General features: G+C 72.2%; 22 protein-coding genes, 1 tRNA gene and 1 pseudogene. 12 read left to right on the top strand and 12 right to left on the bottom strand.

Annotated features, from left to right (window positions below; translation table 11 throughout):
* Nucleotides 1-7 precede the first annotated feature (7 nt).
* Entirely contained in the window at nucleotides 8-1,096 is a 1,089-nt protein-coding gene (locus PH191_RS13545; RefSeq protein WP_274195119.1) for a zinc-dependent alcohol dehydrogenase, read from the bottom strand.
* Nucleotides 1,093-2,055, bottom strand: a complete 963-nt coding sequence (locus tag PH191_RS13540) for a Gfo/Idh/MocA family protein (protein ID WP_274195118.1) — start codon at nucleotides 2,053-2,055, stop codon at nucleotides 1,093-1,095. The genes PH191_RS13545 and PH191_RS13540 overlap by 4 nt, the downstream gene beginning before the upstream one ends.
* Before the next feature lie 64 nt (nucleotides 2,056-2,119).
* Between PH191_RS13540 and PH191_RS13535 the strand changes: the two genes are divergently transcribed.
* Nucleotides 2,120-3,100: a glucosyl-3-phosphoglycerate synthase gene (locus tag PH191_RS13535; protein ID WP_274195117.1), complete on the top strand. Its 981-nt coding sequence runs from the start codon at nucleotides 2,120-2,122 to the stop codon at nucleotides 3,098-3,100.
* The gene (locus tag PH191_RS13530) at nucleotides 3,100-4,287 is read left to right on the top strand and encodes a glycosyltransferase (RefSeq protein ID WP_274195116.1); all 1,188 of its coding nucleotides are present in this window, start codon (nucleotides 3,100-3,102) and stop codon (nucleotides 4,285-4,287) included. Before PH191_RS13535 ends, PH191_RS13530 begins: the two co-directional genes overlap by 1 nt.
* Here PH191_RS13530 and PH191_RS13525 read toward each other — a convergent pair.
* From PH191_RS13525 to PH191_RS13515, 3 genes are all read right to left on the bottom strand, one after another.
* A complete protein-coding gene (locus PH191_RS13525; protein WP_274195115.1) occupies nucleotides 4,271-4,654 on the bottom strand; it encodes a hypothetical protein in 384 nt (127 codons plus the stop codon). The two genes, PH191_RS13530 and PH191_RS13525, sit on opposite strands and share 17 nt — an antisense overlap.
* 270 nt (nucleotides 4,655-4,924) lie before the next feature.
* Entirely contained in the window at nucleotides 4,925-5,914 is a 990-nt protein-coding gene (locus PH191_RS13520) for an alpha/beta fold hydrolase (protein ID WP_274195114.1), read from the bottom strand.
* Nucleotides 5,915-5,917: 3 nt separating this feature from the next.
* Complete coding sequence (locus tag PH191_RS13515) at nucleotides 5,918-7,480, bottom strand: thiamine pyrophosphate-binding protein (protein WP_274195113.1); 1,563 nt, start codon at nucleotides 7,478-7,480, stop codon at nucleotides 5,918-5,920.
* A gap of 152 nt (nucleotides 7,481-7,632) precedes the next feature.
* On the opposite strand from PH191_RS13515, the gene PH191_RS13510 reads away from it, so the two are divergent.
* The 4 genes from PH191_RS13510 to PH191_RS13495 all read left to right on the top strand — a co-directional run bounded on the left by PH191_RS13510 (nucleotide 7,633) and on the right by PH191_RS13495 (nucleotide 11,908).
* The gene (locus tag PH191_RS13510) at nucleotides 7,633-8,154 is read left to right on the top strand and encodes a pyridoxamine 5'-phosphate oxidase family protein (RefSeq protein ID WP_274195112.1); all 522 of its coding nucleotides are present in this window, start codon (nucleotides 7,633-7,635) and stop codon (nucleotides 8,152-8,154) included.
* A 12-nt stretch (nucleotides 8,155-8,166) separates the two neighbouring features.
* Nucleotides 8,167-9,345: an FAD binding domain-containing protein gene (locus PH191_RS13505; RefSeq protein WP_274195111.1), complete on the top strand. Its 1,179-nt coding sequence runs from the start codon at nucleotides 8,167-8,169 to the stop codon at nucleotides 9,343-9,345.
* 163 nt (nucleotides 9,346-9,508) lie between these two features.
* Entirely contained in the window at nucleotides 9,509-9,946 is a 438-nt protein-coding gene (locus PH191_RS13500; RefSeq protein WP_274195110.1) for a hypothetical protein, read from the top strand.
* Nucleotides 9,947-10,633: 687 nt separating this feature from the next.
* Nucleotides 10,634-11,908, top strand: coding sequence for a nitric oxide synthase oxygenase (locus PH191_RS13495; protein ID WP_274195109.1), 1,275 nt, complete (start codon nucleotides 10,634-10,636; stop codon nucleotides 11,906-11,908).
* Nucleotides 11,909-11,963: 55 nt separating this feature from the next.
* Here PH191_RS13495 and PH191_RS13490 read toward each other — a convergent pair whose 3' ends face one another.
* The 3 genes from PH191_RS13490 to PH191_RS13480 form a co-directional block, all read right to left on the bottom strand.
* Complete coding sequence (locus PH191_RS13490; RefSeq protein WP_274195108.1) at nucleotides 11,964-12,950, bottom strand: hypothetical protein; 987 nt, start codon at nucleotides 12,948-12,950, stop codon at nucleotides 11,964-11,966.
* A complete protein-coding gene (locus PH191_RS13485; RefSeq protein WP_274195107.1) occupies nucleotides 12,947-13,522 on the bottom strand; it encodes an RNA polymerase sigma factor in 576 nt (191 codons plus the stop codon). Before PH191_RS13485 ends, PH191_RS13490 begins: the two co-directional genes overlap by 4 nt.
* Nucleotides 13,523-14,312: 790 nt before the next feature.
* On the bottom strand, nucleotides 14,313-14,813 hold the full coding sequence (locus tag PH191_RS13480) for a hypothetical protein (RefSeq protein WP_274195106.1): 501 nt from the start codon (nucleotides 14,811-14,813) through the stop codon (nucleotides 14,313-14,315).
* Between the two features lie 231 nt (nucleotides 14,814-15,044).
* On the opposite strand from PH191_RS13480, the gene PH191_RS13475 reads away from it, so the two are divergent.
* Nucleotides 15,045-16,028, top strand: coding sequence for an AfsR/SARP family transcriptional regulator (locus PH191_RS13475; RefSeq protein ID WP_274195105.1), 984 nt, complete (start codon nucleotides 15,045-15,047; stop codon nucleotides 16,026-16,028).
* A 265-nt stretch (nucleotides 16,029-16,293) separates the two neighbouring features.
* Here PH191_RS13475 and PH191_RS13470 read toward each other — a convergent pair whose 3' ends face one another.
* Nucleotides 16,294-17,115, bottom strand: coding sequence for a DUF2182 domain-containing protein (locus PH191_RS13470; RefSeq protein WP_274195104.1), 822 nt, complete (start codon nucleotides 17,113-17,115; stop codon nucleotides 16,294-16,296).
* A gap of 4 nt (nucleotides 17,116-17,119) precedes the next feature.
* Nucleotides 17,120-17,722 carry a DUF1326 domain-containing protein gene (locus PH191_RS13465; protein WP_274195103.1) on the bottom strand — a complete coding sequence of 201 codons (603 nt, stop codon included), beginning with the start codon at nucleotides 17,720-17,722 and terminating at the stop codon, nucleotides 17,120-17,122.
* Nucleotides 17,723-18,084: 362 nt separating this feature from the next.
* On the opposite strand from PH191_RS13465, the gene PH191_RS13460 reads away from it, so the two are divergent.
* From PH191_RS13460 to PH191_RS13445, 3 genes and pseudogenes are all read left to right on the top strand, one after another.
* Nucleotides 18,085-19,428 (top strand): tryptophan 2,3-dioxygenase family protein, encoded by a 1,344-nt coding sequence (locus PH191_RS13460; RefSeq protein WP_274195102.1) that lies wholly within the window; start codon nucleotides 18,085-18,087, stop codon nucleotides 19,426-19,428.
* 83 nt (nucleotides 19,429-19,511) lie between these two features.
* Nucleotides 19,512-19,937, top strand: a pseudogene (locus PH191_RS30085) (3-hydroxyacyl-CoA dehydrogenase NAD-binding domain-containing protein); the annotation flags it as partial.
* A 241-nt stretch (nucleotides 19,938-20,178) separates the two neighbouring features.
* Entirely contained in the window at nucleotides 20,179-21,174 is a 996-nt protein-coding gene (locus PH191_RS13445) for a helix-turn-helix domain-containing protein (protein WP_274195101.1), read from the top strand.
* Here PH191_RS13445 and PH191_RS13440 read toward each other — a convergent pair.
* Nucleotides 21,171-22,451, bottom strand: coding sequence for an acyl-CoA dehydrogenase family protein (locus PH191_RS13440; protein ID WP_274195100.1), 1,281 nt, complete (start codon nucleotides 22,449-22,451; stop codon nucleotides 21,171-21,173). The genes PH191_RS13445 and PH191_RS13440 overlap by 4 nt on opposite strands.
* Nucleotides 22,452-22,861: 410 nt before the next feature.
* Nucleotides 22,862-22,935 (bottom strand) — tRNA-Leu (locus PH191_RS13435).
* A gap of 200 nt (nucleotides 22,936-23,135) precedes the next feature.
* On the opposite strand from PH191_RS13435, the gene PH191_RS13430 reads away from it, so the two are divergent.
* Together PH191_RS13430 and PH191_RS13425 are read left to right on the top strand one after the other, a co-directional pair.
* Nucleotides 23,136-23,780: an ANTAR domain-containing response regulator gene (locus tag PH191_RS13430; RefSeq protein WP_274195099.1), complete on the top strand. Its 645-nt coding sequence runs from the start codon at nucleotides 23,136-23,138 to the stop codon at nucleotides 23,778-23,780.
* A gap of 173 nt (nucleotides 23,781-23,953) precedes the next feature.
* Nucleotides 23,954-25,171 (top strand): branched-chain amino acid ABC transporter substrate-binding protein, encoded by a 1,218-nt coding sequence (locus PH191_RS13425; protein ID WP_274195098.1) that lies wholly within the window; start codon nucleotides 23,954-23,956, stop codon nucleotides 25,169-25,171.
* Nucleotides 25,172-25,325: the final 154 nt, after the last annotated feature.

Below are 25,325 nucleotides of genomic sequence, written 5' to 3'. Positions count from 1 at the left end.
CGCGTGCTCAGGCCGTGTAGACGGTCTGGAGCCCGGCGTGGCGGCGCCCGTCGGCGAGGGCCGCGAGGTGTTCGGGGGCCTCCGCGAGCGGGACGCGGTCGGTGACGACGTGGTCGACGATGTCCGCGCCGCGGGCCGCGAGCAGGTCCAGCGTGACGGCGGAGAGCCGGTCGCGGTCCCACGTCCCGCGGAGCGCCCGTGGCACGCGCCCGATCTGCGCGCACCGCACGCCGAGGCCGTTGTGGTGGAACTCCTCGCCGAGCCGGACCGCGTCGGCACCGTCGGCGTAGAACGCCAGGTCGATCACCGTGGACTGCGGGCGCAGCAGCCGCAGCGCCAGCGCCAGCGCCGCCGTGCGGCCGCGACACTGGAACACGACGTCGGCACCGTGGTCGCCGGGCCCGTGGCGCCAGCCGCGCTTGAGGTCGGCGACGGTGCCCGGGTCGTCGGGGTCGCGGGTGGCGAGGCCGAGCGCCTCGGCGACGGCGCGCCGGCCCGGGGTCGGGTCGAGGACGGTGACCGACGCGGCGCCCAGCTCGGCGGCGAACAGTCCGGTCAGGAGGCCCACCACGCCGGCGCCCACGACGGCCACCGTGCGGTCGCGGACACCGGCGTCGAGGTCCTCGGCGCCGTCCTCGGCCGCCGCGTGCAACACGCCGTTGGCGCAGATCGGACCCATGTGCGCGGCGTAGACACCGAGGACCGGGTCGAGACCGTGCGGGAGCGGCACGACCCGCTCGCTCGCCGGGTCGGCGCGGTGGGCGGTGCGGTGTCCGTAGGTCATCGCCACGAGATCACCGACCGTGCGCCCGGACGACGGGCCGGCGGCCACGACCTCGCCGACCTGCATGTAGCCGACCTTGCGCACGGGATAGCCGGCGCCGGGGCGGGCGTCGTCGAAGAGCCCCAGCTCGGCGTCCCAGGCGGACGACAGCATCGGGTTGGTGCCCTTGACCCAGCTGAGGTCGGTGCCCGCCGAGAGCCCGGAGAACCGTGTGCGCACGTCGAAACCGCTGTCCGGCAGTGGTCCGGAGGGCTCGTCGGGCACGAAACGCACGCGACCGGGACCGTCGACGACGAGGACCTGCGCCGTCATCGGGCACCGTCCAGTGCGATCGGCGCGCCGGAGGCCACGGAGTCGGCCAGCGCGCACGCGAGCCGGTGGGTGCGGAGGGCCTCGCCGTAGTCGACGACGATGCCGCCGCCGGACGGGGGTCGCCCGAGGAGGTGGTCGACGAAGGCGCGGTCCGCGGCGGTGCGGGCCTCCGCGGGGTCGACCTCGACGGTCCGGATCCCGTCGCCGTCGCGGACGGTCAGCTGCTCCTCGCTGACGCTCAGCGCGAGGTCGTCGGCGTAGAGCTCGAGGCCCGCGCGGTGCTTCCACGCCAGGCGGCAGGTCGCGGCGAGCGTCCCGACGGCCCCACCGGCGAAGCGCAGCGTGCCGGCGGTGGCCGAGTCGACATCGGTGCCGGGGGCGGGCGGGGCGGCGTCCGCGACGGCGTGCACCGCGGTGACCTCGCCGGCCAGCAGCCGCGCGAGATCGAGGACGTGCACGGCCTGCTCGACGACCTGGCCGCCCGAGGACCCGCGCTGCGCCCACCACGGCACCGGAGGCACCTTGTCCAGCCAGGTCGCGTTGACCAGCCGGATGGTGCGGCCCGCGACCACCTCGCGGGCGCGGGCCACCACGGCCGACGACCGCCAGTGGTGACCCACCGACGTCGCGACCCCGGCCGCGCCGACGGCGGCGTGCACCTGCTCCGCGGCCGCGACGTCGAGCCCCAGGGGCTTCTCGACGAACAGGGCGACGCCGGCCGCGGCGAGGCGTGTCTCCACCTCGCCGTGGGCGAACGGCGGCACACAGACCCAGGCCGCGTCGACACCCCGCGCCAGCAGCGCGTCGAGGTCCTCCGCCGCTGTCGTGCCCACCGCCGCAGCGAGGTCGGCGGCGCGTCCGCCGTCCGGGTCGGTGACGCCGACCAGCGCCACGTCCGGCATCGAGGCCAGTGCTCCGGCATGGCGCCGCGCGACACCGCCCGCCCCGACGATCCCCACCCTGACTTCGGTATCGATCACGAGGGCGCTGGTACCCGATCGTGCGAATCGGGCACCACGCGACATGCTCCACGAGGTCCGCAGCTGGCTCTCCCGCCGCACCAGTCGCACCGAGGACTGGGAACTCGGGCGGATGGTCGAGCAGAAGGCCGGCCGACGGGTCGGCCTCGTGCTCCCCGCCCGTGACGAGGCCGCCACGATCGGCCGCATCGTCGCGGTCGTCCGCGAGGCGCTCGTCGACCGCACCGGTCTCGTGGACGAGGTCCTCGTCGTCGACTCCCGGTCCCAGGACGCCACCGCCGAGGTCGCTGCGGCCGCCGGCGCGACCGTGGTCGGGCAGGACTCGGTGATGTCCGAGCTCGTCCCCGCGCACGGCAAGGGCGAGGCGCTGTGGAAGGGCCTCGCCGCGAGCACCGGCGACCTCGTCGTCGCGATCGACGCCGATCTCCGTGACGTCGAGCCGGGCTTCGTCACCGGGCTGCTCGGCCCGCTGCTCGACGATCCCGGCGTCGCCTTCGTCAAGGGCTTCTACCACCGGCCGCTGATCGGTGACGGCACCGTCGACGTCGACGGCGGCGGCCGGGTGAGCGAGCTCGTCGCCCGCCCGCTCCTCAACCTCGCCTGGCCGCAGCTGGCCGGGTTCGTGCAGCCGCTCGCCGGCGAGTTCGCCGCGCGCCGCGAGCTGCTCGAGGCCATCCCGTTCGTCACCGGCTACGGCGTCGAGCTGGGCATGCTCGTCGACGTCCTCGACCGCGTGGGTCTCGAGGCCATGGCCCAGGTCGACCTGGGCGTCCGTGTGCACCGACACCACGATCTGCAGGCGCTCGGGCGGATGTCGGCCCAGATCCAGCTCGCCGCGTCCGCCCGGCTGGCCCGTCAGGGCATCCTCACGCAGGGTCCCGAGACGACGACGCTCGTGCAGTTCCGACGTCCCTCGGCGCCGGGACCGGCCGGTCTCGACCGCGAGGTGGTCGAGACCGACGTCGCCGTCGAGGAGCGACCGCCGCTGCGCGAGGTCCTCGCCCACTACCGGCCGGTGGCCTGATGGCCGGGCGTCCCCTCACGGTCCTCGTCGACGCGGGACCGTGGCTGCCGGTGCCGCCGGAGGGGTACGGAGGGATCGAGGCGGTGCTGGCCACCCTGATCCCGGAACTGAGGCGCCTCGGGGTCCGGGTGGTGCTCGCGACGGTGGGGACCAGCCGCATCGAGGTCGACGAGCGGGTGACGACGTTCGCCGAGCCCCGCTTCGCGGCGATCGCGGAGCCCTACAACCGGGTCATGGGCGTCGTCGCCGCCCACGTCGACCGCGTGCGACAGGAGCTGCGGGGCCGCGACGACATCGACCTCGTGCACTCGCACCTCGAGGCCTGGGGCCTCGTCTCCTACGCCGACGCCGGCCCGCCGGTCCTGCACACCCTGCACTGGGACCTCGCCAAGCACCCCGAGCTCTACGGACGCTTCGACGGCCAGGGGCGGGTGTTCGTCAACGGCGTGTCCGGCTCCCAGCTCGCGGGGGCGCCGCCGGCGCTGCGCCGGCACGCACTCGGGCACGTGCACCTGGCCACCCCGCTCGCCGACGAGCCGGGCCCGCCGGTGGCCCCGGCCGACCACCTCGTCGTCCTCGCACGCCTCACCCCCGCCAAGGGCCAGGACGCAGCGGCCCGGCTGGCCCACCGGACGGGCCGGCGGGTCGTCCTCGCCGGCCCCGTCGGACCCCACCACAGCGCCGCCGCGCTCGAGGCCGCGCTGGCCACGGATCCCCGGGCGCGGGAGCACCCCGACGTCCGCTGGTTCCTCGACGAGGTGAGCCCGTTGATCGACGGCGACCGCGTCCGCTGGGCGGGTGCCCTGCGCGGCGCCGACCGCGACCGGCTCGTCGCCGGCGCCGCGGCGCAGCTCTGCCCCCTGCAGTGGGAGGAGCCCGGCGGCACCGGCGTCGTCGAGTCCCTCGCCCTGGGAACACCCGTCGTCGGGTACGCGCGCGGATGCCTGCCCGAGCTCCTCGACGAGGGCAGCACCGGTCTGCTCGTTCCGCGCGACGAGGAGGACGCCCTCGCCGATCTGCTCGCCGCCCGCGCCGACCGGTCCCTCGACCGCGACGCCTGTCGGGCCGCGGCCCGGCGTCGCTTCACCCCGGCGGCGATGGCCCGCGGCTACCTCGATCTCTACCGTGAGGTGCTGGCGCTGGCGACGGGCCCGGCCCGTTCGCCTCTCCTCACCCCGACCGGCTGACGCCCCGGCCCGGGCCGACGGCTCGGTGCGAGCGCGGACGAGCAGGCAGCACGGGGTCGTCCGGGCGGTTGTGGGTAGTGATCCACACCGTGACGTCGCCCTCCCGCGTCGGGATCGAGAGGTCGGCGTCGATGCCGGCGGCCTGCAGGATGTCGCGCAGGACGGGTGTCATGCGCCGCTCGGCGTCGGAGGGTCCGGCCTGGGTGCGGGGTCGTGGGCCGATGCTCCACCACACTTCGACGTGATCGCGCCGGATCACGGTCAAGGGGCCTCGACGCCGCCAGTCGTCGGCGGTCTCTTCGGTGCCGAGGAACGTGTGGGGCTCGAAACCGGCGGCGACCAGCTCGGCGTGGACGTCGTTCGCCACACGGTGCAGCGCCTCTGCCGAGGGCGGCGTGGGCTGGTGACCGGGTGGCTGTGGTGTGGCGTCGTCGATGGACACGAGGCGTTCCCCCAGGTGCGAAACGGACTGCCCGACGAGTCGGTGCAGGTGGCACCTGGGTCCGGGGCGCGGGTCCCCACTATGGGCCGACCTCCACCGGGAGGCAACGGACCGCGCCGGTGGTCGGCTCATCCGGACGCGGGCACCCGGAGGGCCCGTCGACCTCACCCTGCGCTGCGACGGCCCCGACCACGGCTAGGTGCGAAGGAGTCCGGCCCGTTCCGCGAGCGCGATGAGCTCCTGGTGAAGTCGGTCAGGCTGTTCGAGGGGCAGGAAATGCGTGCCGACGAGGGGCACGAACCGGGCCTGCGGGATCGTCGTCGTGACGGCGCGGATGTCGGCCGCCGAGACGGCGATGTCGAGGGTGCCGCCCACGAGTGTGACCGGGAAGGAGACGAAACCCGTGTCGATCGGGGGATGGTTCCCGGCGGCCAGGAGGAGCTCGGAGTACCAGGTCCACGGGTGTGTCGTGAATTCCCGAGCGACCCGCGCCGACGCCGCCAGGTCCGGCAGCGGGGCGACGTGGTCGACCCGGAGCGCCCGCGCGAGGTTCACCGTCGGGTAGGCCAGCGCCGCCGCGGGCGGCCCCATCAGGCGCAGCAGCCACGCGGCGCTCCGACCGAGCCCCTCGCGTACGGCGGCGGGCTGACCCGGCGGGCCGAACGCCCGGAACGACCCGCCGGGCAGCCCGCCGATCCCGAGGATGCCCGCCACCCGTTCGGGGTGGGCGCGGGCGAACTCGAAGGCGACGTCGACCCCGATGGACCACCCGAGCAGCACCGCGCGCTCGAAGCCCGCCTCGTCCATGGTCGCCTCGAGGTCGGCGGCGTGGTCCACGACGGAGATGCGGGCCGGGTCGTCGGGGCGCTCGGAGCCACCGAGGCCCCGGTGGCTCCAGGACACCGCGGAGAACCCTCCGCCCTCTGCCAGTCGGGGCCACGCCGCCGGAGGCGCCCCGAGCCCGTTGCTGATCACGAGTGGGGCGCCGTCGGCGCCGTTGGTCCACGTGCGGAGACCGGTCCCGTCACGGCTGACCAGCTCACCGGTCGACGCCGTGCCTCGTGCCGAGCGCGACGGGGATATCACGTGGTGCCCTCCCGGTGCCGTTGTCCGTGGTGACAGCGACGGAGGGGTGACGCTAGCGATCGAAGGGCACGGACGAATCAGCGCGCCCGACCGCCACATGGGTCACCCCCGGGTGGCGGCGAGGACGTGCGCGTAGCCGTCCGGGCTGATGCGGGCGTCGATCAGGCGTGGACCCGCCCGGACCTGGTCGAGCTCGTCCCGGAGCGCCTGCCGGCCCTCCACGGCCACGGCCCGCATCCCCGTGCCGGAGGCGATGGCCGCGAAGTCGGTCGGGCCGTACCGCACCGCGTCCGCGTCGCCCTGCCCATCGGTCTGCTTGATCTCGATGAGGCTCAGCGCGCCGTCGTTGAAGACCACGACGGTGAGGTCGAGATCGAGCCGGACGACGGTCTCGAGCTCGGCCAGGGTCATCCCCAGTCCGCCGTCGCCGACGAAGCACACCACCGGGGAGCCGGGGCGGGCGAGCGCCGCGCCCACCGCGGCGGGCAGGGAGAACCCCATGGTGGCCAGACCGTTGGAGATCAGGACCTGGCGTGGGGCGGTCGCTTCCCACAGCGGCATCGCCACCAACATGTGCGCGCCGGCGTCCACGGTCAGCGTGGTCGAACGGCTGCTCGCGCGGGCGACCTCGCGCACGACGTCATGGGGCCCGAACGCGCCACCTCCGGTCTCGAGCGTGTCGAGCGCTCCGTGGCGGGCGTTCTCCGCCGTGTCCGGTTCCCAGCGGTGGCTCGCGCCGGCGAGCACGGTGGGGAGGGTGGTGGTGAGGGGCCCGACGACGATCTGTGGCTCGCCGAACCAGCTCCCGTCGACGGGCTCGGGATGCAGCATCACGACCGGTGCACCGTGTGGCCACCGGGCGGGGATCAGCTCGACGGGGTCCACGCCCACGGCGAGCACGAGGTCGGCCCGGTCCAGCAGCGGGCGCTCCAGCACCCCTCCGGTGAACAGGCCCGCGGACCGGGAATCCGGTACGGCGCCCTTGGCCTGGTAGGTGCACAGGACGGGCAGGCCCGTCGACACCAGGGCATCGGCCAGGCCGGGATGGTCCGCCGCGGCGACGCCGACGAGGACGACGGGACGCTCCGCACGGGCCATCATCGCGGCTGCTCGGCCCGTCGCCCCCTCGTCGACAGCCGGGTCGACGGTCGTTGGTGGCGGCGGGCTGCCCGGGGCGGTCGGATCCATGGCCAGGTGCACCCCTCCGGCCGGTCCTCGACGAGCAAGGTCGATCGCAGCGGCCGCGACGCCTGCGGGGTCCTCCGTCCCCAGCGACCCCGACCACTTCGCGATCGGTCGGGTCATGGCCTGCTCGTCGAGCCGCTGGTGCGGCACGCGGGGAGCGGACCGCTGCGGGACGGTGTCGCTGACGAGCACGAGCGGGGCCCGGTCGAGCGTGGCCTGGGCGAGGCCGGTGGCGGCGGCCGTGACTCCTGGGCCCCGGGTGACCACTGCCGCCCCCGCCGTGCCGGTGAGCAGCCCGTGGGTCGAGGCCATGATCCCGGCCGCGGTCTCGTCGTGGGCGAGGACGAAACGGATGCCCTCCTCGGCCGCCGCTCCGACGACGTCGAGGTTCGCACCTCCACCGGGGACCCCGAACAGCACCGACGTCCCGGCGTCGCGCCAGGCGCGGGCGAGGGCGGTGGCGATCGCCCGCGAGCTCACGGTCGACTCGCAGGTGGTCGATGACGGTGAGCAGGCATGTCGCCGGTGGCGCTCCGTTCGCGGGCGGGGTCTGGCAGCGTTGTGCGCTGGATCACGGAAACCTACGCTCGACGCGGGATGATCCACCAGCAACGCCGCCGGGAGGCCAGACCGTGAGCATCACCGTCGCCAACATCCGAGACGTCGCCGAAGGGACCCAACCCGGACAGTTCACCGTCGGCGACCGCGGGGCCATCACCTCGTTGGCGGACCTCGACCCGATCTACAGACAGCTCCTCGACGAGCCGGTCACGGCGACGGTGGCGGTGGTGGGCCGCGACGGCCTGCCGAATCTCACGCCGGTGTGGTTCGACTACGAGGGCGAGCTGGTGCTGCTCAACCTCGCCCACCACCGCAAGAAGGTGGGCTGGCTGCGCGCGACACCGCACGCGACGTTCCTCCTGATGAACCCGCAGAACGCCTACCACTGGGTGTCGATCAAGACCACCGTGAGCCGTGAGATCCCCGAGGACCACCCCCAGGACGGCTCGCGCGTCACGGACCACGTCGACCGCATCTGGCGGAAGTACACGGGCCAGGACTCCGCGTACGGGCTGCGCGACGAGTCGGTCGGCGAGAGCCGCATCCTCTTCGAGCTGTCGGTGGACAAGATCGCGACATTCGGGCGTCCCTGAGAGATGGGCCCGATGCCGCGGGTGGCCGTCGTCGGCGGCTCCATCGGAGGGCTGACCGCGGGCCTCCTGCTGCGCGACCTGGGCTGCGACGTCCAGATCCACGAGCGGTCACGCTCCGAGCTCGACGCCCGGGGGGCCGGCATCGCCGTCCTCGACGCAACCATCCGCTACTTCCGTGAACGGTCCGTCGTCGATCCGGACACGTTCTGCTCCCGCACCGGGTGGATTCGCTACCTGTGGCCCGACGGGTCGCGTCGCTACCAGGCCGAGCATCCCTACCGCTTCTCCTCGTGGAACGCGATCTATCGCGAGCTGCTGCGCCTGTTCGACCCCGAGCGCTACCACCTCGCGCGCGAGATGACCTCGTTCCGGCAGCTCGCCGAGGGCGTCGAGATCACCTTCGCGGACGGGAGCCACGACCGGTGCGATCTGCTCGTCGCCGCCGACGGCATCAATTCGCTGACGCGCGAGACGCTCTTCCCCGCCGCCCGGTCGCACTATTCCGGCTACGTCGCCTATCGCGGCACCGTGCCCGAGGGTGACCTCCGGTCGGAGACGTTCGACGAGCTCCGTGACGCGATCACCTACCAGGTGATCCGCGACAGCCACATCCTCGTGTACCCGATCCCGGGTCCGGGCGGCACGGTGCAGCCGGGCACTCGGCTGTCCAACTACGTCTGGTACCGCAACGTCGACGCCGGAGAAGCTTTCGACCGGCTGCTCGCCGGCCGGGACGGCCAACCGCGGAAGGTGTCGGTGCCGCCCGGTTCGTTGGCCGACGACGCCATCGAGGAGTTCCGGGCCACCGCGACCCGGGAGCTCGCGCCGGCGATCGCCGAGGTCGTCACCGGTGCGCGAGAGCCCTTCGTCCAGGCGGTCTACGACATCGACGTCCCCGCCATGACCGCCGGGCAGGTCGCGATCCTCGGCGATGCGGCGTTCGCGGTGCGCCCCCACGCGGCGGCCGGCACGGCGAAGGCCGCTGCCGACGCATGGGCCCTCGCCGACGCGCTCGACGATGCCGGAGGCGACGTCCCGGCTGCTCTGAAGACCTGGGAGACGACCCAGCTGGACCTCGGTCGCCGACTCCTCGAGCGATGCCGCGAGATCGGCCGTCGCTCGCAGGTCGACAACCGATGGGACCCGAGCGACCCCTACCTCATCTTCGGTCTCCACGAGCCCGGCCGATGACGAGGCGAGCGTCGCGGTGCTCCTGCCGGACTGAAGCCGGTGCCGACCGGAGAGGAGTGCCCGCGCCGCCGAGGAAGACGGCGACGCACGCTCCGCGGGCGGAGTAACCTTCGCGACCCGTCGGTCGTCGGCTCTCTTGCCGCAGAGCAGGAGGCGGTGCTCTGTGCCCAGGTTCAGCTTCCGACTCGATGTGCGCGATCCCCCCGAGCAGGTCATCGGCGCGATGGTCGACTTCTCGGAGCGCCGCCCGGAGATCTGGCCGAATCTCACGGCCCGCCTGTTCAGAGTGCATTCGCTGTCTTCCAGGGGTGCTGACGTCACCGAGGGCACCGCGCTCCCCCGAGTGGACGTGTGGGAGCGCGTCACGTACGAGTGGACCGACTCGGTCGTCCGCGGGGTGCTCACCGACGGAAGGATCTTCAGGCCCGGAGGTACGTTCGAGCTCCGCGTCGAATCGCACGGCGACGGCAGCCGCATCATCCAGGACTACGACCGGCAGTCGAGAACACTACTGGGGCGGTGCCTCGGCGCCATTTTCCAGTTGAGTGGCGGGGCGCCGATCAAGCGGACCTTCCGGCAGGTCTACGGGCTACCGGGCTGATCGACGGTCGCGCCGAGGTCGTCCTCTCCTTGCGGCCATCTGATCTGGGCGCCACGCAAGGCTCGGCCGGTGATCCCTTCTGGGGAATGACTAGCGAGGGCACAGGTGACGGGTCGCGGCGGTGTACCAGGCCGGGGCGTGCTCGCGGGCCTGGGCGAGCGAGATCGGGGCTCGATCCTGACTGGCCGCCCAGAGCTCCAGTGCGTCCCGTAGCGACTCGTGTCGTCCCGGCTTCGCCGCACCTGCGCCGCCGACGTCCCGCTCGTCCACCCTCGGTCCCCCGTCTCGGGAGGCGGCTCTGGCCGCCCGTCCGTGCCAGCGGTCCTCGGCCGGCCTGGCCGGCGATCGGACCACCAGTTGATATTCAGAGCATCGAGAAACGCCCCGGTGAAGTTACGGAACGGATTCGATCGAAGAGAGAAAGCGTCCGGATGTGGGTGTCTGCAGGTCCACTTGCTCTCGCCGCCGAGCATTGAGCGCAACGCCCGATGAGCAGGTGCTCCCGGTGATGAGGAGACGGTCTGTTCCGTGGCCGGACGATTCTGCTCGACCACAGGAAGCCATCGAATCCGCGTCGTAGGAGTCACCATTTGGAGGTCCCCCGCACGGGATCGGCCACGCACGATGAACCCCGCTGGCGCGAGGGGCGCGAGCGTCGGCCGAGGCCGTTGAGACGCATGGGGTGGTATGAGCGCAGAGGCTGTCTACGCTGATCCTGAAGACCTCGCCTCCGGGCCCCTCCGGACGCTGGCGGTCGTCGGTTCCTCACCCGCACCGGGTCCTGGCGAGAGCGTCGTCGAGGTCGAGTCCGGCGCCCTGCCGATCGTGGAGGCGCCGGCGCCCGGCGTGGACCCCGGGGTGGCCGAGGAGTTCGTGCGGTTGTTCCACACCGAGAACCCGATGGCCGGTCCTGCCGAGCCGCGGATCGCCGCGGTGCGCGAGGAGATCGCCCGCACCGGTACCTACGTGCACACCCACGCCGAGCTCGAGTTCGGCGCGCGGATCGCGTGGCGCAACTCGGCGCGCTGCATCGGGCGGCTGTACTGGCGCAGCCTGCACCTGCGCGACCGCCGGCATGTCACCGCGCCCGACCAGGTCGCGGCCGAGTGCGTGGGGCACCTGCGCGAGGCGACCCGGCGGGGCCGTATCCGTTCGACGATCACGATCTTCGCCCCGGACGGGCCGGCGGGGCCGGGGCCGCGGGTGTGGAACGAGCAGCTCATCCGCTACGCCGGCTACCGCGCGGGGGGCCGGGTGCTGGGTGACCCGCGCTATGTGGGGTTCACCGACACCGCCCGCTCGCTGGGGTGGCTGCCGCCGAGCCCGATGGGGCGCTTCGACGTGCTGCCGCTGGTGGTGTCCGGGGGCGGTGAGCACGCCGCGGGGGGCCCGCAGTTCTTCGAGGTGCCCCGTGACGCGGTGCTGGAGGTGGCGCTGGCCCACGCCGAGCACCCGTGGTTCGCCGAGCTGGGGCTGCGTTGGCACGCCCTGCCGGTGATCAGCAACATGCGCCTGGACATCGGCGGGATCTCCTATCCGGCGGCGCCGTTCAACGGCTGGTACATGGCCACCGAGATCAGCGCCCGCAACCTGGCCGACAGCGACCGCTACGACATGCTCGCCGAGGTGGCCGAGGCGATGGGTCTGGACACCTCCAGCGACCGCACCCTGTGGCGTGACCGGGCGGCGATCGAGCTGACCGCCGCGGTGCAGCACTCCTTCGACGAGGCCGGGGTGTCCCTGGCCGATCACCACGGCGAGTCGCGGCGTTTTCTGCGTTTCGTGGAGAAGGAGGAGGCCGCGGGGCGCCACTGCCCGGTGGACTGGAGCTGGATCGTGCCGCCGATCTCGGGTGGGCTCACCCCGGTGTTCCACCGCTACTACGACGAGTCCACCGACACCGGCCCGATGTTCCACCTCGACGACCAGGCCGCCGCCCGCGGACAGGGCTGCCCGAACTGACACCGCCCGTCGGACCACCACGCCGGCGAGTGGCGCGAGGCGAGCTACGGCTGAGCTACCCCTGACCGGGCGAGGTCGAGCCGTCGCTCTGCTGCCCGCGGTTCTGACCTGGTGGGATCTCCGGCGGTCCGACGGCTCGCCCCTCGGCCGGGCCGTTCCGGTCCGCGGCTCGTCCCGGGGGCGTGGCCGGGGGGCCGGCACCGCGTCCTTCGTTGCTGTCGGCGTTGCCGTTGCCGTTGCTGTTGCCGTTGCCGTTGCCGTTGCCGTTGCCGTTGCTGTTGCTGTTGCCGTTGCCGTTGCTGTTGCTGTTGCCGTCCTGGGCTCCGGCCGGTTCGGGGTCGTCCGGGCGAGGTGCGCCCTCGTCACGAGTGGTGTCGGCCGGTGTGCGCGTCGCGGGGGCCGGTGGGTCCTCCCGCGATGTGGGTCGCGACGGGGCCGCGTCCGGTGCTGCCGTCGCCGCGCAGTAGGCGTCGACGTGGTCGGCACCGCCGGCGGCCGAGATCAGCGGGGTGAAGGCGGCGTCGGACGTGCGGTTCGTGGTGGTGCTCGCGCCCGCTGCCTGCCAGGCCCGGCAGGTCGCGATCCGGACGGGCTCGGAGAGCGGGTGCGGACCGGGCGTCCCCGCTCCACCCGGCGCCGGGGCGGGGGCGGGGGCCGACGAGGGCGGCGATGCAGCGGGGGGAGCGTCGCGCAGCATCGTCGCCGCCGTCCCGACGGCGACGCCCGCGGACGCGAGGGCGAGCACGAGAGCGGCAACCAGCCCGGTCGGAGTACGCCACCAACCCGTTCTCCGGTGGCTGGTCGCCCCGCGCCCCAGCAGGTCGTCGGCGAGGGTGGCCTCGGGCGCGACGTTGCGGTGGGCGGCGACGAACGCGCCGGTGGCGCGCGCTTCCCCGGCGATCTCCTCGCGATGGGCAGGTCCGGATGCGGCCACGAGGAGCTCGTGGAGCGGTCCACTGCCCGTTCCGTCGAGCAGCTCCTCCGACTCTGCTCGTGACGGACGCAGCCCGCGTCGGGGCCTGCGGCGTCCCTCGGCGGTCATGGGTGGTCCTCCGACCCGCCTGATCCCCGGTCGATCTGCCGGGCGAGGGTCTTCAGACCCCGGTGGGCTGCCACACGCACGGCGCCGGCTCGCTTGTTCAGCACGACGCCGGTGGCCTCGGCGCTGAGCCCGACGACCGCTCGCAGCAGCACGGCCTCCGCCTGGTCGCGTGGCAAGGAGGCGATGATCTCGACCGCCTGTGCGGTGGACAGAGCGGCGATCGCGGCCTCGGCGGTGTCGCCCGCGGCCGTCAGGTCCGCGAGCTCCGGGAGGACCTGCAGCCCTCGGGGCTCGGCCTGTCGCCGGTTGCGCGCCTTGATCAGGTCCAGTGCTCGGTGGCGGGTGATGCTCGCCGTCCATCCGCGGAACCCGTCGAGGTCACCGAAGAACGACGGCAGGTCGCGGGCGATCTGCAGCCACGCCTCGCCGGTGACGTCGTCTGCGTCCTGCCCGACCAGGGCCCACGCGTAGCGGAACAGCCGCGGCTGGAGCTCGCGGTAGAGGACCACGAACCCCGCCGCGTCGCCGCCCATGGCCTTGCGCAGGGCTTCCTCGAGATCTCCGGGTTCCACGCCACTCGATCCGGGCCCTGGCTCGACGGAGTCGATGCCATCGGCTCGCAGAACGGGAGGCATGCGGGCTGGTCCGGTCACGACTCTGCACCGGCCCCGCCCGCCCGGCGCCGCTCCCCACCACGTCGACGCCGGGCGGGTCCGGAGCCCCGCAACAGGCCCGGACGCGTCGCGCCCGAGCCCATCCGGGGAGGTCCCTCCGGGTGCCGGTGCCCCTGCCTGACCTGCACCACCCCCGCGACGCGCGTGTGCTGACCGTCCACGACAGCACACCCCTTCCGGCCTGTCCCGCCCGCGCGGCCCCCGACGAGCCGCGCGGACCCCGGATGAGTCACGCGAACCCCGATGTAGAGCCAGCGACACCGCACGCCGTGCCGTTACACCACCCGGCGCGGACGTCGGGGTCCTGTCGATGACCATCGAGGGCTTCTCCGTGCGACGGGCGGACCCTCCGCGGGTTCTCGGAGGCTACGGGGCGGTTCTCCGAGCAGGTCGGACGTGGTGCTCTGCTGCACGGGGTCGGGAGGCTATGGGTTGTCTGCCTGCGTTCCCGACAGGTCGCCCTCGGGGATCGAGAGATCGGCGGTCCTGGGGTCGTCGTCGGGGGAGGGCAAGGACGGGTCGCCGGACTGCGCCGCGGGGCTCGACCGAGCCACCGTCCCCGGGCGGGCGTCATCGGCCTCGATGCGCGCGTGGCTGACCTCTGCGCTCGCCTCCGCGCTCGTGCGGCCCGCGGCGGGGGGCGGTCCCACGGCCCGGCAGGTGGCGTCGTAGATCGGCGTCTCGCCGCTCACGGGGTGGGCACCGCCGCGCCGCCGAGCACCACGACCACGTTGATGCGCAGACCCTCGTCGTCGACGAGCCTCAACAGATAGCGGTAGCGGTCGTGGAGCATCGCGTGCCCGGCCGAGTCGTTGAAGGTCCACCGAATCCCGACCTCGACCAGTCGGGGAGCCGGCTTGGAGACCGTCTCGATCCGATGGGACAGCGACACCAACCCGCGGCTCCGGTGCTCGGAGACCACGTGGCGGAACCCCTCGGCGATCGCATGGGCGGAATCGAGGGTCGTCGAATCCCACTCCGTCACGAACACCACCGGAGTGACGTAGCAGCCGGCGAGGGCCGGGAGGTCACCGCCGACGAACGCAGCGGCGAACCGGTCGAAGAACGCTCCGAGCTGGGCGCGCGTCGTCGCATCGACACATTTCGTGATCTCCGAGCCCTCGACCGGTTTTCCTTGCGGGCGACCGTCTCGCTCGCCGGTCCGTCCGGCGGGCGACGCTCGGGTCATCGCCCCTGCTCCTGCCACTGTGCGGTCACGCCTACACAGCGACACCGCCGCCGCAAGCTGTTACACCCCCACAGCGACACCCCGGGCGAACGCGCGCGAGGGCACAAGCGTCTTCGCCGATCGGGCGGGCGCCGAGGAGTCGTCGGCGTCCACCGGACGACGACCGTGGATGCTCAGCGGGAGGACCCGGACGGCTCCCGGGTCTAGCATCCGATGGTTGAGGACGTCCGTGTGCTCGGACCGATCGCCGTCGTCATCGACGGCCGGGAGGTCGAGCTGCGTAGCGCTCGTCAGCTCACTCTTCTCGCCGTCCTGGTCGTCCACGCGGGGCGGCGCGTCTCGACCGACGCGCTGATCCGTGCCTTGTGGCAGGACTCGCCGCCGGCGGCGGCGCGGAGCACTCTGCACGCGCACGTCTCGCGCCTCCGCGGACTCCTCGCGACGCAGGGCGCCGTGGGCTGTCTGCGGACCGACGCTGCGGGTTACGCGCTCGACGTCGACGCCCGGCAGGTGGACGCAGCGATCTTCGAGCAGCGGGTCCACGAGGCCCGTCCCCTGATCGCGACAGACCCCGCCGCCGCGCTGGTCGGCCTGGACGGGGCGCTCGCGCTGTGGAGAGGCCCGGCCTACGCCGAGGTGGCCGAGCACGAACCCGCGCGTACGGAGGCCGCCCGGCTCGAGGAGATCCGGCTCGGCGCGCTCGACGACCGTGTCGACGTCCTGCTCGCGCTGGGTCGGCACGCCGAGGTCCTGCCGGACCTCGAGCAGACGGTGGCACGCCATCCGCTGCGCGAACGGCCCTATGGGCAGCTCATGCTGGCCCGGTACCGGGACGGGCGTGCGGTCGAGGCGCTCCAGGCCTTCCGCCGGCTGCGATCGATGCTCGCCGAGGAGTACGGCCTCGACCCGTCCCCGGCCTTGCAACGCCTCGAGGGCGAGATCCTGCGCCGGTCCCGCGCGCTCCTGACTCCGGTACCGCCCTCTCCGACACCGCCGCGCGGCCCACCGGCGGATTCGAACAGCTTCGTCGGGCGCGAGGCGGACCTGGCGGAGCTCGTTCGTCTGATGGCGCAGGCGCGCACCGAGCGCATCGGACGGGCCGACGAGGTCGCCCACGCCGCGCTGTTCCTGCTCTCCGACGAGGCGTCCCTGATCACCGGGGCCGAGCTGGCCGTCGACGGGGGATACACCGCCGGCGCGCCCATCCCGGACTAGCACGTCGTCGGATCCGCAGGTGCCCGCCACGGGTCCGGGGTCGCTGGAACAGTTCGACGGTGGTGTCCTCCACGCCATCGGCACCAGCTTGAGGAGCTTCTGCAGCTCGGCGTCGGCCACGCCGTTCCGTCCTCCGTCCTCCGTCCTCAGAAGAGCTCGGCCGTGCGTCCCCTTGTGCCCGCGGCGGAACATTCAGCCGAGCTCCCCGACGTGGAGGGCGAGCGGGCGGGTTACCGCCCGCTTGTTCGGCACCACCGGAGGAGCATCACATCATCATCATCATCATGTCGTGCATACCGGGGATCGTCAGCCCGGGAACGGCGGTCGGCGCGACCAGAACGACGATTCCGATGACGACGAGAAGTGCCGCCGTCCCGTAAACGATCAAGGAACGCCACGGTGCGATCTTCTCGATGGCGATCAGAACTGCGACGAACGCCATCCACACGATGCTCATGACGCCGAGGGCGAACAGGGCGAGCATGAGCGCCCAGCAGCACCCGAGACACCAGCCACCGAGTCTGACGCCCATCCGCAGGCCGCCGACCGAGCCATCGCGCCAGGAACCGAGCAGGAAACCCAGCGGGCTCCGGCATCTGGTCAGGCAGACGCTCTTCAACGGGGTCAATTCGTAGATGCCCGCGAAGATGAGCGCGGTACCCGCGAGAGCACGACCGCCGTTGTCCCACGCGAGAGCATCGCCACCCACCCGACTCAAGGCCGCTCCGACCCCCCAAGCGATCGCGCCGGCAACGGTCCACGTCAGGAGGTACCCGGCGGTGAAGGCAGAGGGTGCGAGGGGTGTCCGCGTCTTCGTCATCCGTGTGTACAACGCTACGGTCGGAGCGACCGACGGAAACATCATCGCCGCCATCATCACGACCCAGAGAAGGACGAACCAGCCGAGACCGCCGAGCGCGGTCCACGGGCCGGCGTCCATGCCCCGCATCTGCTCGGCGGACCACCACCAGGCGACCGCCGCAATGAGCAGGAGCGCGACGACGAGACCGAGCCGCGCGCCGGCAGCCGCGATTGCCGGACGAGGGCCTTCATCGGCGGCTCGCTCGCTGCGGTCCTCCAGGGTCATGACGTCAAGCTGCCCAGGAGAAGTCCGAGTGCGAGACCCCCGTCTTGCCCTCGTACCGGATACCGAAGGCGTCGATGTGTGATCGAGTGGCTTCGGCCATCGTGAGGTCGGAGGCCACCGGGTGGAACATGCCCGAGAACTTCACCGGCTCCGCCGGCTCCTTGCCGAACGGCACGATGTCCTGGATCTCGAAGTCGATCCCTCCCGATACGCGCACCGAGTGCCGCAGGCCGTCGTGGTCGATCTCGATCGTCGCCCGCTCCGGTCCCAGGACCTCCCCGACCAGTGGGGCGAGACCGGCCATCGGTCCCCCGAGCTGACCACTGAAAACCTGAGCCAGCTGCCCGAACTGGGCGTCGCTCGCCTGGTCGTCGACGAACACCCCGACCCGCCAGTTCCCTTCGGTCATGATCTTGGGCGTGTCAATGATCATGACGATCTTGCGGTCCGAGACGTCGGTGCCGTCGATCGATCCTTCTCGGATGTCGAAAGCCAGACTGGCCCGGCAGAAATCGTAGGTGGCGCCGTGATCCAGAGACAGGTTGCACGGGCACATCAACTCGCAGGAGCAGGTCTCTACGTAGCGGCCCCGCAGGTTCCACGACATGGTCGCTCCCTACATCCTGCGACTAATGAAGGGAAACGACTGTCCTGCGCACCACTCACCGTGTCAAGGCACTGGGCGGCTGCCGGCTCCCGATCTCAGCTGCGTCGAACGTGGTGTTCAGCGAACTCGCACAGGATGAGCATGACCGCTATTGCGCGGAGCTACAGATCGAAAACAGAGAGTTGCTTGACGCCGATTCGGAGTGGGGTCACCGAGTGAGGAGTGGGCACTGGCCGAAGCGGCTGGAGGCAACCGCTGCATCCTCGTCCCGCGAACGGCGGCGCTGCGGCGCGCGGCGTCGCACCTGCTCCTCGAAGGCCCGGTGCCGGCTCTGATCAATCAGCGGGTGTCCAGGCGAACCAGTGGACGCGGGGCGGCCTTCTGGGGTGGAGTCTGGCCCCGGTCGGGATGACCGGCTCGGGGGCGAACCCTACCGAGAACGACGGGTCCGCTCCTCGTCCTCCGGGGGTGCGCCCGATCGTCGCGAGCGCGTGATCCGCGGAGCATCGGCGCCTGAGCACCCGACGCTGGTTCGGGTCCTGACCAAGGAGGCCGTCGCGATGATCGAGCCCACTCGTTTCCAGCACAGCTCGGTCGGCGCCGCTCTCGCCCGCGAGATCGACGCCTGGCGGTCGGCGGGTCCCGCCACGGCGACCGATGGCCTCGCCCTCGCTCGGCTGATCACCGGGGAGCTCCGCCGGATCGGACGCCACGCGCTCCCGCCCCCGCTGCTGGATGCCCTCGCTGAGATCGCCGAGGGGTCTCGCGGTCGGGACCCGTTCCTTGACGACTACCTCGACGCGGTCCTCGCCCGTCATGAGGATCGGTTCCAGAACTCCGCCTACCTCGCCTTGCCGCTGCTCGGGCGGATTCTCGCCGACCCCGCTTCCGGCCCGGAGCGTCTCTCCGCTCTCCTGCTCGCCGACGTCGTCCGCCACGAGGAACGCCATCGCGACCGCACTGGTCGTGGCGTGAGCTGCAAGCGCATCCGGCAGGCAGCACGCTTCGTCCGGGCGGTCGACCGCTCTCTGGACAGCGACGTGGCGCCGCCGGCGACGCTCGCGGGCGCGTGGTTCGAGCTCACCGCGCTGCCGGTGTCGACCGAGCACGACGAGTACTTCTTCATCCGCGCCCTGCAGGCCCACGAGCTCGTGTTCACCACCCTGACGGACTTGCTCCGCGGCGCCACCACAGCAGTGCGGTCAGGCCGGCTCGACGAGGCCACCGCACGCGTTGAACGGGCTTCGGCCGTGTTCGAGCGGGCGAGCCTGCTCTTTCGCCTCGTGGCGACCATGAGTGTCGATGCCTTTCACGGCTTCCGCCGATACACCGACGGAGCGAGCGCCATCCAGTCCGAGGCCTATAAGCGCTTCGAGATCGCGTGCGGCGAGCCGGGCAGCGCCCGCCTGGCCTCCGAGGCCTTCGCGGGTGTCCCCGCCGTCCGGGAGGAGGCCGACGACCACGACAACCTCGCCCGCGCCCTGGCGGACCTCGCCGCCGGAGGACCGAGGCGGGGAGCGGCGGCCATCGCCGAGGCGGTCGCGAAGCTCGAGGCCGCCCACCAGCGGTGGAAGACCACGCACCACAGCCTCGCGGTGCGCATGCTCGGGGACGCTCCGGGCTCGGGGTACACGGCCGGAGTGCCGTACTTGGCCGCGTGCCGCGCGAACCGGCTCGTGGGCGTTTGCGACGGCGCCGCAGCCTGACCCGGGCCCGTGCGGCGGAGAGAGCGCCTTCTGGGACGCGGTCGATCGACGAGACCGTGGAGTACGCGCTCGACGGGTGACTCATGAGATCGACCTCGCCAAGGACAACGCGGAGGCGTTGCGCGAGGTGTTCGCGCCTGACGTCGCTGCCGCCCGCCGCACGGGCGGTCGTGCTCGCTCCGGCACGGGTAGACGAGGCCGCTCCTCGGCCTCGAGCGTTGCGGCGGCGAGCGCGGCCGGCCGCGGTCGGCAGGCGAGGGGAGCCTTCCGAGACCGGGCCAGGAGCAGCGGCTGGGCGGTCAGCGACCGCGGCCGCGGCCGCGCAACGTCGTCGAGGCCTACGACGCCGCCCGCAAGTAGGCGCCATGGGGCGAGGGCAGCTCTACGTGCACCGACACGTGGGACTGGCGCCGGTGAATCGGATCGGGGTGCTGGGATGCGGGCTGATGGGGGCCGGGATCGCCGAGGTCTCCGCCCGTGCCGGCCGAGACGTCGTGGTCGTGGAGTCGGACGAGGGGCGTGCCGACGGCGCATCGACAAGGAGCAGCTCTACGCGCCGCCGGGCCTCTGCTCGCGCGGACGGTCGAGGCCGGTCTGCTCGGCCGCAAGACCGGGCGCGGCTTCCACACCTCGGCGAACTCGTAGGCGTCGTGGTCGTTGAGCGGCGGTGCGGAGGGCGCCATGCTGACCTGGTTCGACCCGGCGAATTGTCCACACCACGGCGAGGTCGGTCGGGCGAGGAGGTCGACGATGCAGTACTGGACGACCGGCGACTGGCCGGAGCGAGAGCAGTTCAGCTACTGGCGCGAGGTCATCTGCGAGGCGTTCACGCCGCTGGCGACCCGACGCACGTCGGTGCATCGTGCTGCCGGTCCGCGCCAGCAGGGCATCACCAGCTGGGTGCGTTCGAGGATGCTCACCTCGACCAACACCGCCGAGGTCTCCTCGGAGACCCAGCTGATCTCTCACGGGGACGCGGAGGTCCGCCGCACCGACTCACACCAAATCTTCGTCAACCTGCAGATCGACGGTCACTGCGTCGGGACGCAGGACGGCCGGCGCTGCGTCGTCCCAGCGGGGAGCTTCGCGCTGTTCGACACCGCGCGCGAATACGACCTCGAGTTCGTCGCCGGCCCCGACTCGGGGGAGTGGCGGGTCGTGTCGTTCCGGGTGCCGCGAGCCCGGCTCCTCCCGCTGCTCGCCGAACCGAACGGCTTCACGTCGGTGGCCCACGACGGGACGAAGCGTGGCACCTCGAACCTCGTCGCCTCGACCATGATGTCGATCTGGCGCAACGCCGAGGGGCTCGACACCGCGGCCGTCGACGCCGCCGAGTCGGCCTTCACGACGATGATCGCCGCAGACATCGGTGCGGGCCCGCTGCTCGTGGACACCGGGCGGGAGACGCTCGACGCGACGCTGAGGGCCGCCATCACCCGGCATGTCGCCGCCAACCTCCGCACCGGGAACCTGACACCCCAGCAGGTGTCCCGGCGCTTCGGCATCTCGGTGCGCAAGCTCCACGCGCTCTACGAGAGCAGCGAGCGGACCTTCGCCCAGACCGTCACGGCCATGAGGGTCGACGCGTGTGCGCGCGAGCTCGTCACGGGCTCGGCAGGCGGCTCGCTGTCCGACGCAGCGGCGCGGTGGGGATTCTGCGACCTCTCCCATCTCAACAGGGTGTTCAGGTCGCAGAAGGGATGTCTTCCCTCGGAGTACCGCGCCCGCGCCGCCGGGGCGTCCTAGAGCCCCGCCTCCGCCATCGGGTTGCTCGTCGACAGTCGGTTCTCGGCCAGAGCCAGCGGGTCGTAGCTCGGGTTGCGGAACATGTCGTGCATCTGGCGACGCCGCACGCCCATGTTGCCGCCGTCGTAGACGGGGAAGCACAGGACGTCGTTCATGATTCCTGCGATCGGGGTGAGGTCGGTGTAGGCGTCGATCCCGACGAGCCGCATCGCGTCGTAGGCGACCTGCACCGAGGTCTCCGAGGCGAAGACCTTGGTGATGTTCGCGAGCTCCCGGTCCTTGCCGTTCGTCTTGTCGAAGTGGTCGGCGGCCTTCCACGTGAGGTAACGCGCTGCCTCGATACGGATCTTGAGGTCGGCGAGCATGTAGCCGGCGTTCTGGTACTCGATGACCGGGTGGGGGCCGGAGCGGTTGTCGGTCCTCGCGAACTGGTAGGCGTAGTCGAAGGCGGCACGCATCCGGCCGATGCAGGCGGCGCCGATCGGTGCGCAGGTCCAGGAGAAGGTCTCCCGCACGATCTCCATGCCGTCGCCGGGCTCACCGAGGATGTTCTCCTTCGGCACGCGGACGTTCTTGAACTCCAGTCGAGGCGAGATGACGGCGCGATGGCCGGCGGTGTCGAGGATGCCGGTCACTTCGACACCCGGGGTGTTCTTCTCGATGACGATGACCGCCATTGACTGCTCGGGCGGCGCGTCCGGGTCGGTGCGGCAGACGAGGCACAGGGTGTCGGGGCCCTCGCGGTTCCACCCCGTGCCGTTCGTGACGTAGTGCTTCGCCCCGTTGATCACCCACTCGTCGCCGTCGAGCTCGGCGAAGGTCTGGACACCGACCTTCGGGTCCGGCGAGTCCCAGTTGGCGCCGCCGCTGACCTCGGTGAAGCCGAAGGCGGCGAGGCGCGCGGTGCCGTCGACGAACCGGGGCAGGAAGCGCGCCTTCTGCTCGTCGTTCCCGAACCGGATGATCGGCTGGAGACCGAGACCGGTGGCCAGGACCGCCGTCGGGGTGTTGATGTCGACGCGCGCGAGCTCCTCGGCCGCCAAGGTGAAGGCGAGCGAGGAGAACTTGTTGCCGCCGTACTCGTCCGGGATCAGGGCCTTGAGGAAGCCGGCGTCGACCATCTGCTGGAAGAACGGCCTGATGGCGTAGAACCGCTCCTCAGGACCGGGAATACCGTCGAGCGCGCCCGCGACCTGGGTCAGGACGCCGTCGGCGAACTCCCGGGCGCCGGCACGGAGCTGGAGCTGCTCCTCGCTCAGGGTGAAATCGAGTCCCATCACGACACCTCGTATCCGTGGCCGCGGCACCTTTTTCCGCGGCGGGTGGGAAGAAGAGTGGAACGGACATGACGCCCGACACTTGGACCTCAGTGCGGCGCGGGTGGAACGAGGACGCACCGTTCACCACGTGTCCCGGACACACCACACGCCCGGCCCCTGTGGCGCGGCCGGGCGTGCGTCGTCAGCTTCGGCTCACCACACCCCGGTCGTCGAGCCCCCGTCGACGGGGATGATCGTGCCGGTCACGTAGTCGGAGCTCGTCAGGTAGATGACGCTGATCGAGCCGCGGGTGCCCGAGGGCAACGGGGGTCGGGCCGTCCGGGCTCCTCGTAGGAGTTCTCGACCAGCGAAGGACGACTGGCTCCGTCGGATGGAACCCGGTCAAGACGCTGACCTGGAAGGACGAGTGCCCCCGGTGGGACTCGAACCCACACCGGACGGATTTTGAGTCCGCTGCCTCTGCCGATTGGGCTACGGGGGCGTGTTACGGCATCCACAGGAGAAAAGCGTCACCGTCGGTGGGTCACCGTAGTGGAGGTATCGTCCCTGAATCGAAACGGCCTGCCCGAACCGGTCGTCACGGCCCTGTGCCGGACCGTCGGGCGGGACCGCCGCCCGGGGTCGACGCAGCGTCGCGCGTGCTGGGGTGGCGCGACGACGCGCATCGAGAGGGAGCTGCACATGAGCCAGTCGGCCGACATCGTCACCGAGACCGACATCGAGGCCGCCGCCGCTCCGGAGGCCGAGGCCGTGCCCGCCGGGCTGCGGGTGGTCGTCGCCGAGGACGAGGCGCTCATCCGTCTCGACCTCGTGGAGATGCTGCGCGAGGAGGGGTACGACGTCGTCGGCGAGGCCGGCGACGGCGAGGAGGCCGTGCGCCTTGCCCGCGAGCTCCGCCCGAACCTGATCATGATGGACATCAAGATGCCCGGCACCGACGGGCTCGAGGCCGCGCGGACGATCGCCGGTGAGCGCCTCGCCCCGGTCGTCATGCTCACGGCGTTCAGCCAGCGCGAGCTCGTCGAGTCCGCGCGCGACGCGGGCGCGATGGCCTACCTGGTCAAGCCGTTCTCCAAGACCGACGTGGTCCCGGCGATCGAGCTCGCGGCGTCGCGGTACGCCGAGGTCGCCGCGCTCGAGGCCGAGGTCGCCGGCCTCACCGACCGTCTCGAGACCCGCAAGGCCGTCGAGCGCGCCAAGGGTCTGCTGATGGCCAAGAAGAAGATGACCGAGCCCGACGCCTTCCGCTGGATCCAGCGCACGGCGATGGACCGGCGCACCACGATGCGGGCGGTCGCCGACGCCGTCGTCGAGACCTTCGGCTGACGTCACCCAGCGTGAGTGCGACCTGTGGGTGACCTCCCGTCACCTGCTCGGGTCGCGACGCGCTGATCAGCACGGATGTGCCGTGACGGTCCCCGTCGCGGTCGTGGCCCGGCCGTGACCTACCGTGGACTCCCGCCACGCATCGAGGTCGGACACGGCAGGGGTTGAGGCGAGTGGGAGCGCGACGACGTCGGGTCGGGACGCTCGGAGCGGTCGTCGCGACCCTCGCGCTGGTCGCCGGCTGCGGGGGAGCGGGCGGTTCGTCGGGCGACGGCGGTGACTGCGACACCAGCCGCGGCACGCTGGTCGTCGGGCTCATCGCGCCGTTGTCGGGCGAGCTGGCGTCGGTCGGTCTCGGCATGAAGAACTCCGCGGACGTCGCGATCAACCAGGCCAACGCCCGGTGCGCGGTGCCGGGCTACCACCTGGCCGTGCAGAGCCAGGACGACCGCGCGGACCCCGCGGTCGGCGCCGCCGCCGCGGCGACGCTCGCCCGCGACCCGTCCCTGATCGGCGTCCTCGGTCCGTTCAACTCGTCGGTAGCGCAGGCCGTGCAGCCCGTCCTCGGCGAGGCCGGCGTCGTCCAGGTCTCCCCGGGCAGCACGGCGACGAGCCTGACCCGCGGCGCGAACGCCGTGACCGCACCCCTGCGGCAGTACCAGACCTTCTTCCGCACCGTCGCGACCGACGCCGTCCAGGGCCCGGCCGCGGCCACCTACCTGTCGCGGGCCGAGAACAAGCGTCGCGTCGCGGTGGTCTCCGACGGCAAGACCTACGGCGACGGCATCGCCGAGGAGTTCGCCAAGCAGCTGGCGACCCAGGGCGGCCAGGTCGTCGCGCGCGTGCGGGCGCCGCTGGGCACCCCGCGCGCCCAGGTCGTCTCGACCGTGGCCGCCGCGCGCCCCGACGCCGTGTTCTACGGCGGTGAGTACCCGGAGGGCGGCCCGCTGTCGGCGGCGCTCGCCGCCGGGGGCGTGAGCGTGCCGGTGATGGGCGGCGACGGCATCGTCAACCCCGGCTACGTCACGGCGGGTGGTCGCGAGGGTGACCTCGGCACCTCCGTCGGTCCCCCGCCGGAGACGCTGCCGGCCGCCCGCGAGTTCGTCGAGGCGTACCGCCGGGCGGGCTATCCGGAGAGCATCGGCTCCTACGGAGCGTTCACGTTCGACGCGGCGAACGTCCTCGTCGACTCCGCCGTGCGGAGCCTCGCCGAGGACGGCGAGTGGACGCCGGCGCTGCGCCCGCAAATGGTGCGCGCCGTGCAGGGATTCCACGGCGACGGCATCACGGGGCCGCTGTCGTTCGACCGTTTCGGGGACGTCAGCACCGATGCGGTGACCGTGTACCGCGTCCAGCAGGGGCGGTGGGCGGTCGTCGGCCCTGCCGACTGAGCCACCCGGCCCTGTGCCCCTGCGTCCGCGGAGCGGATCTCTGGACCGGTTCGGACGTTACGGTCCGGATACGACGGCGCATGCGCTTGCGCACGGGACGTCACACGCCTATACCTTCCACACCCGACCGGGCGAGCGGTGATCACGCGGACCC

This window comes from Actinomycetospora callitridis (assembly GCF_028737265.1).
GTDB lineage: Bacteria > Actinomycetota > Actinomycetes > Mycobacteriales > Pseudonocardiaceae > Actinomycetospora > Actinomycetospora callitridis.
This window is presented reverse-complemented; position numbering and strand designations above follow the sequence as displayed.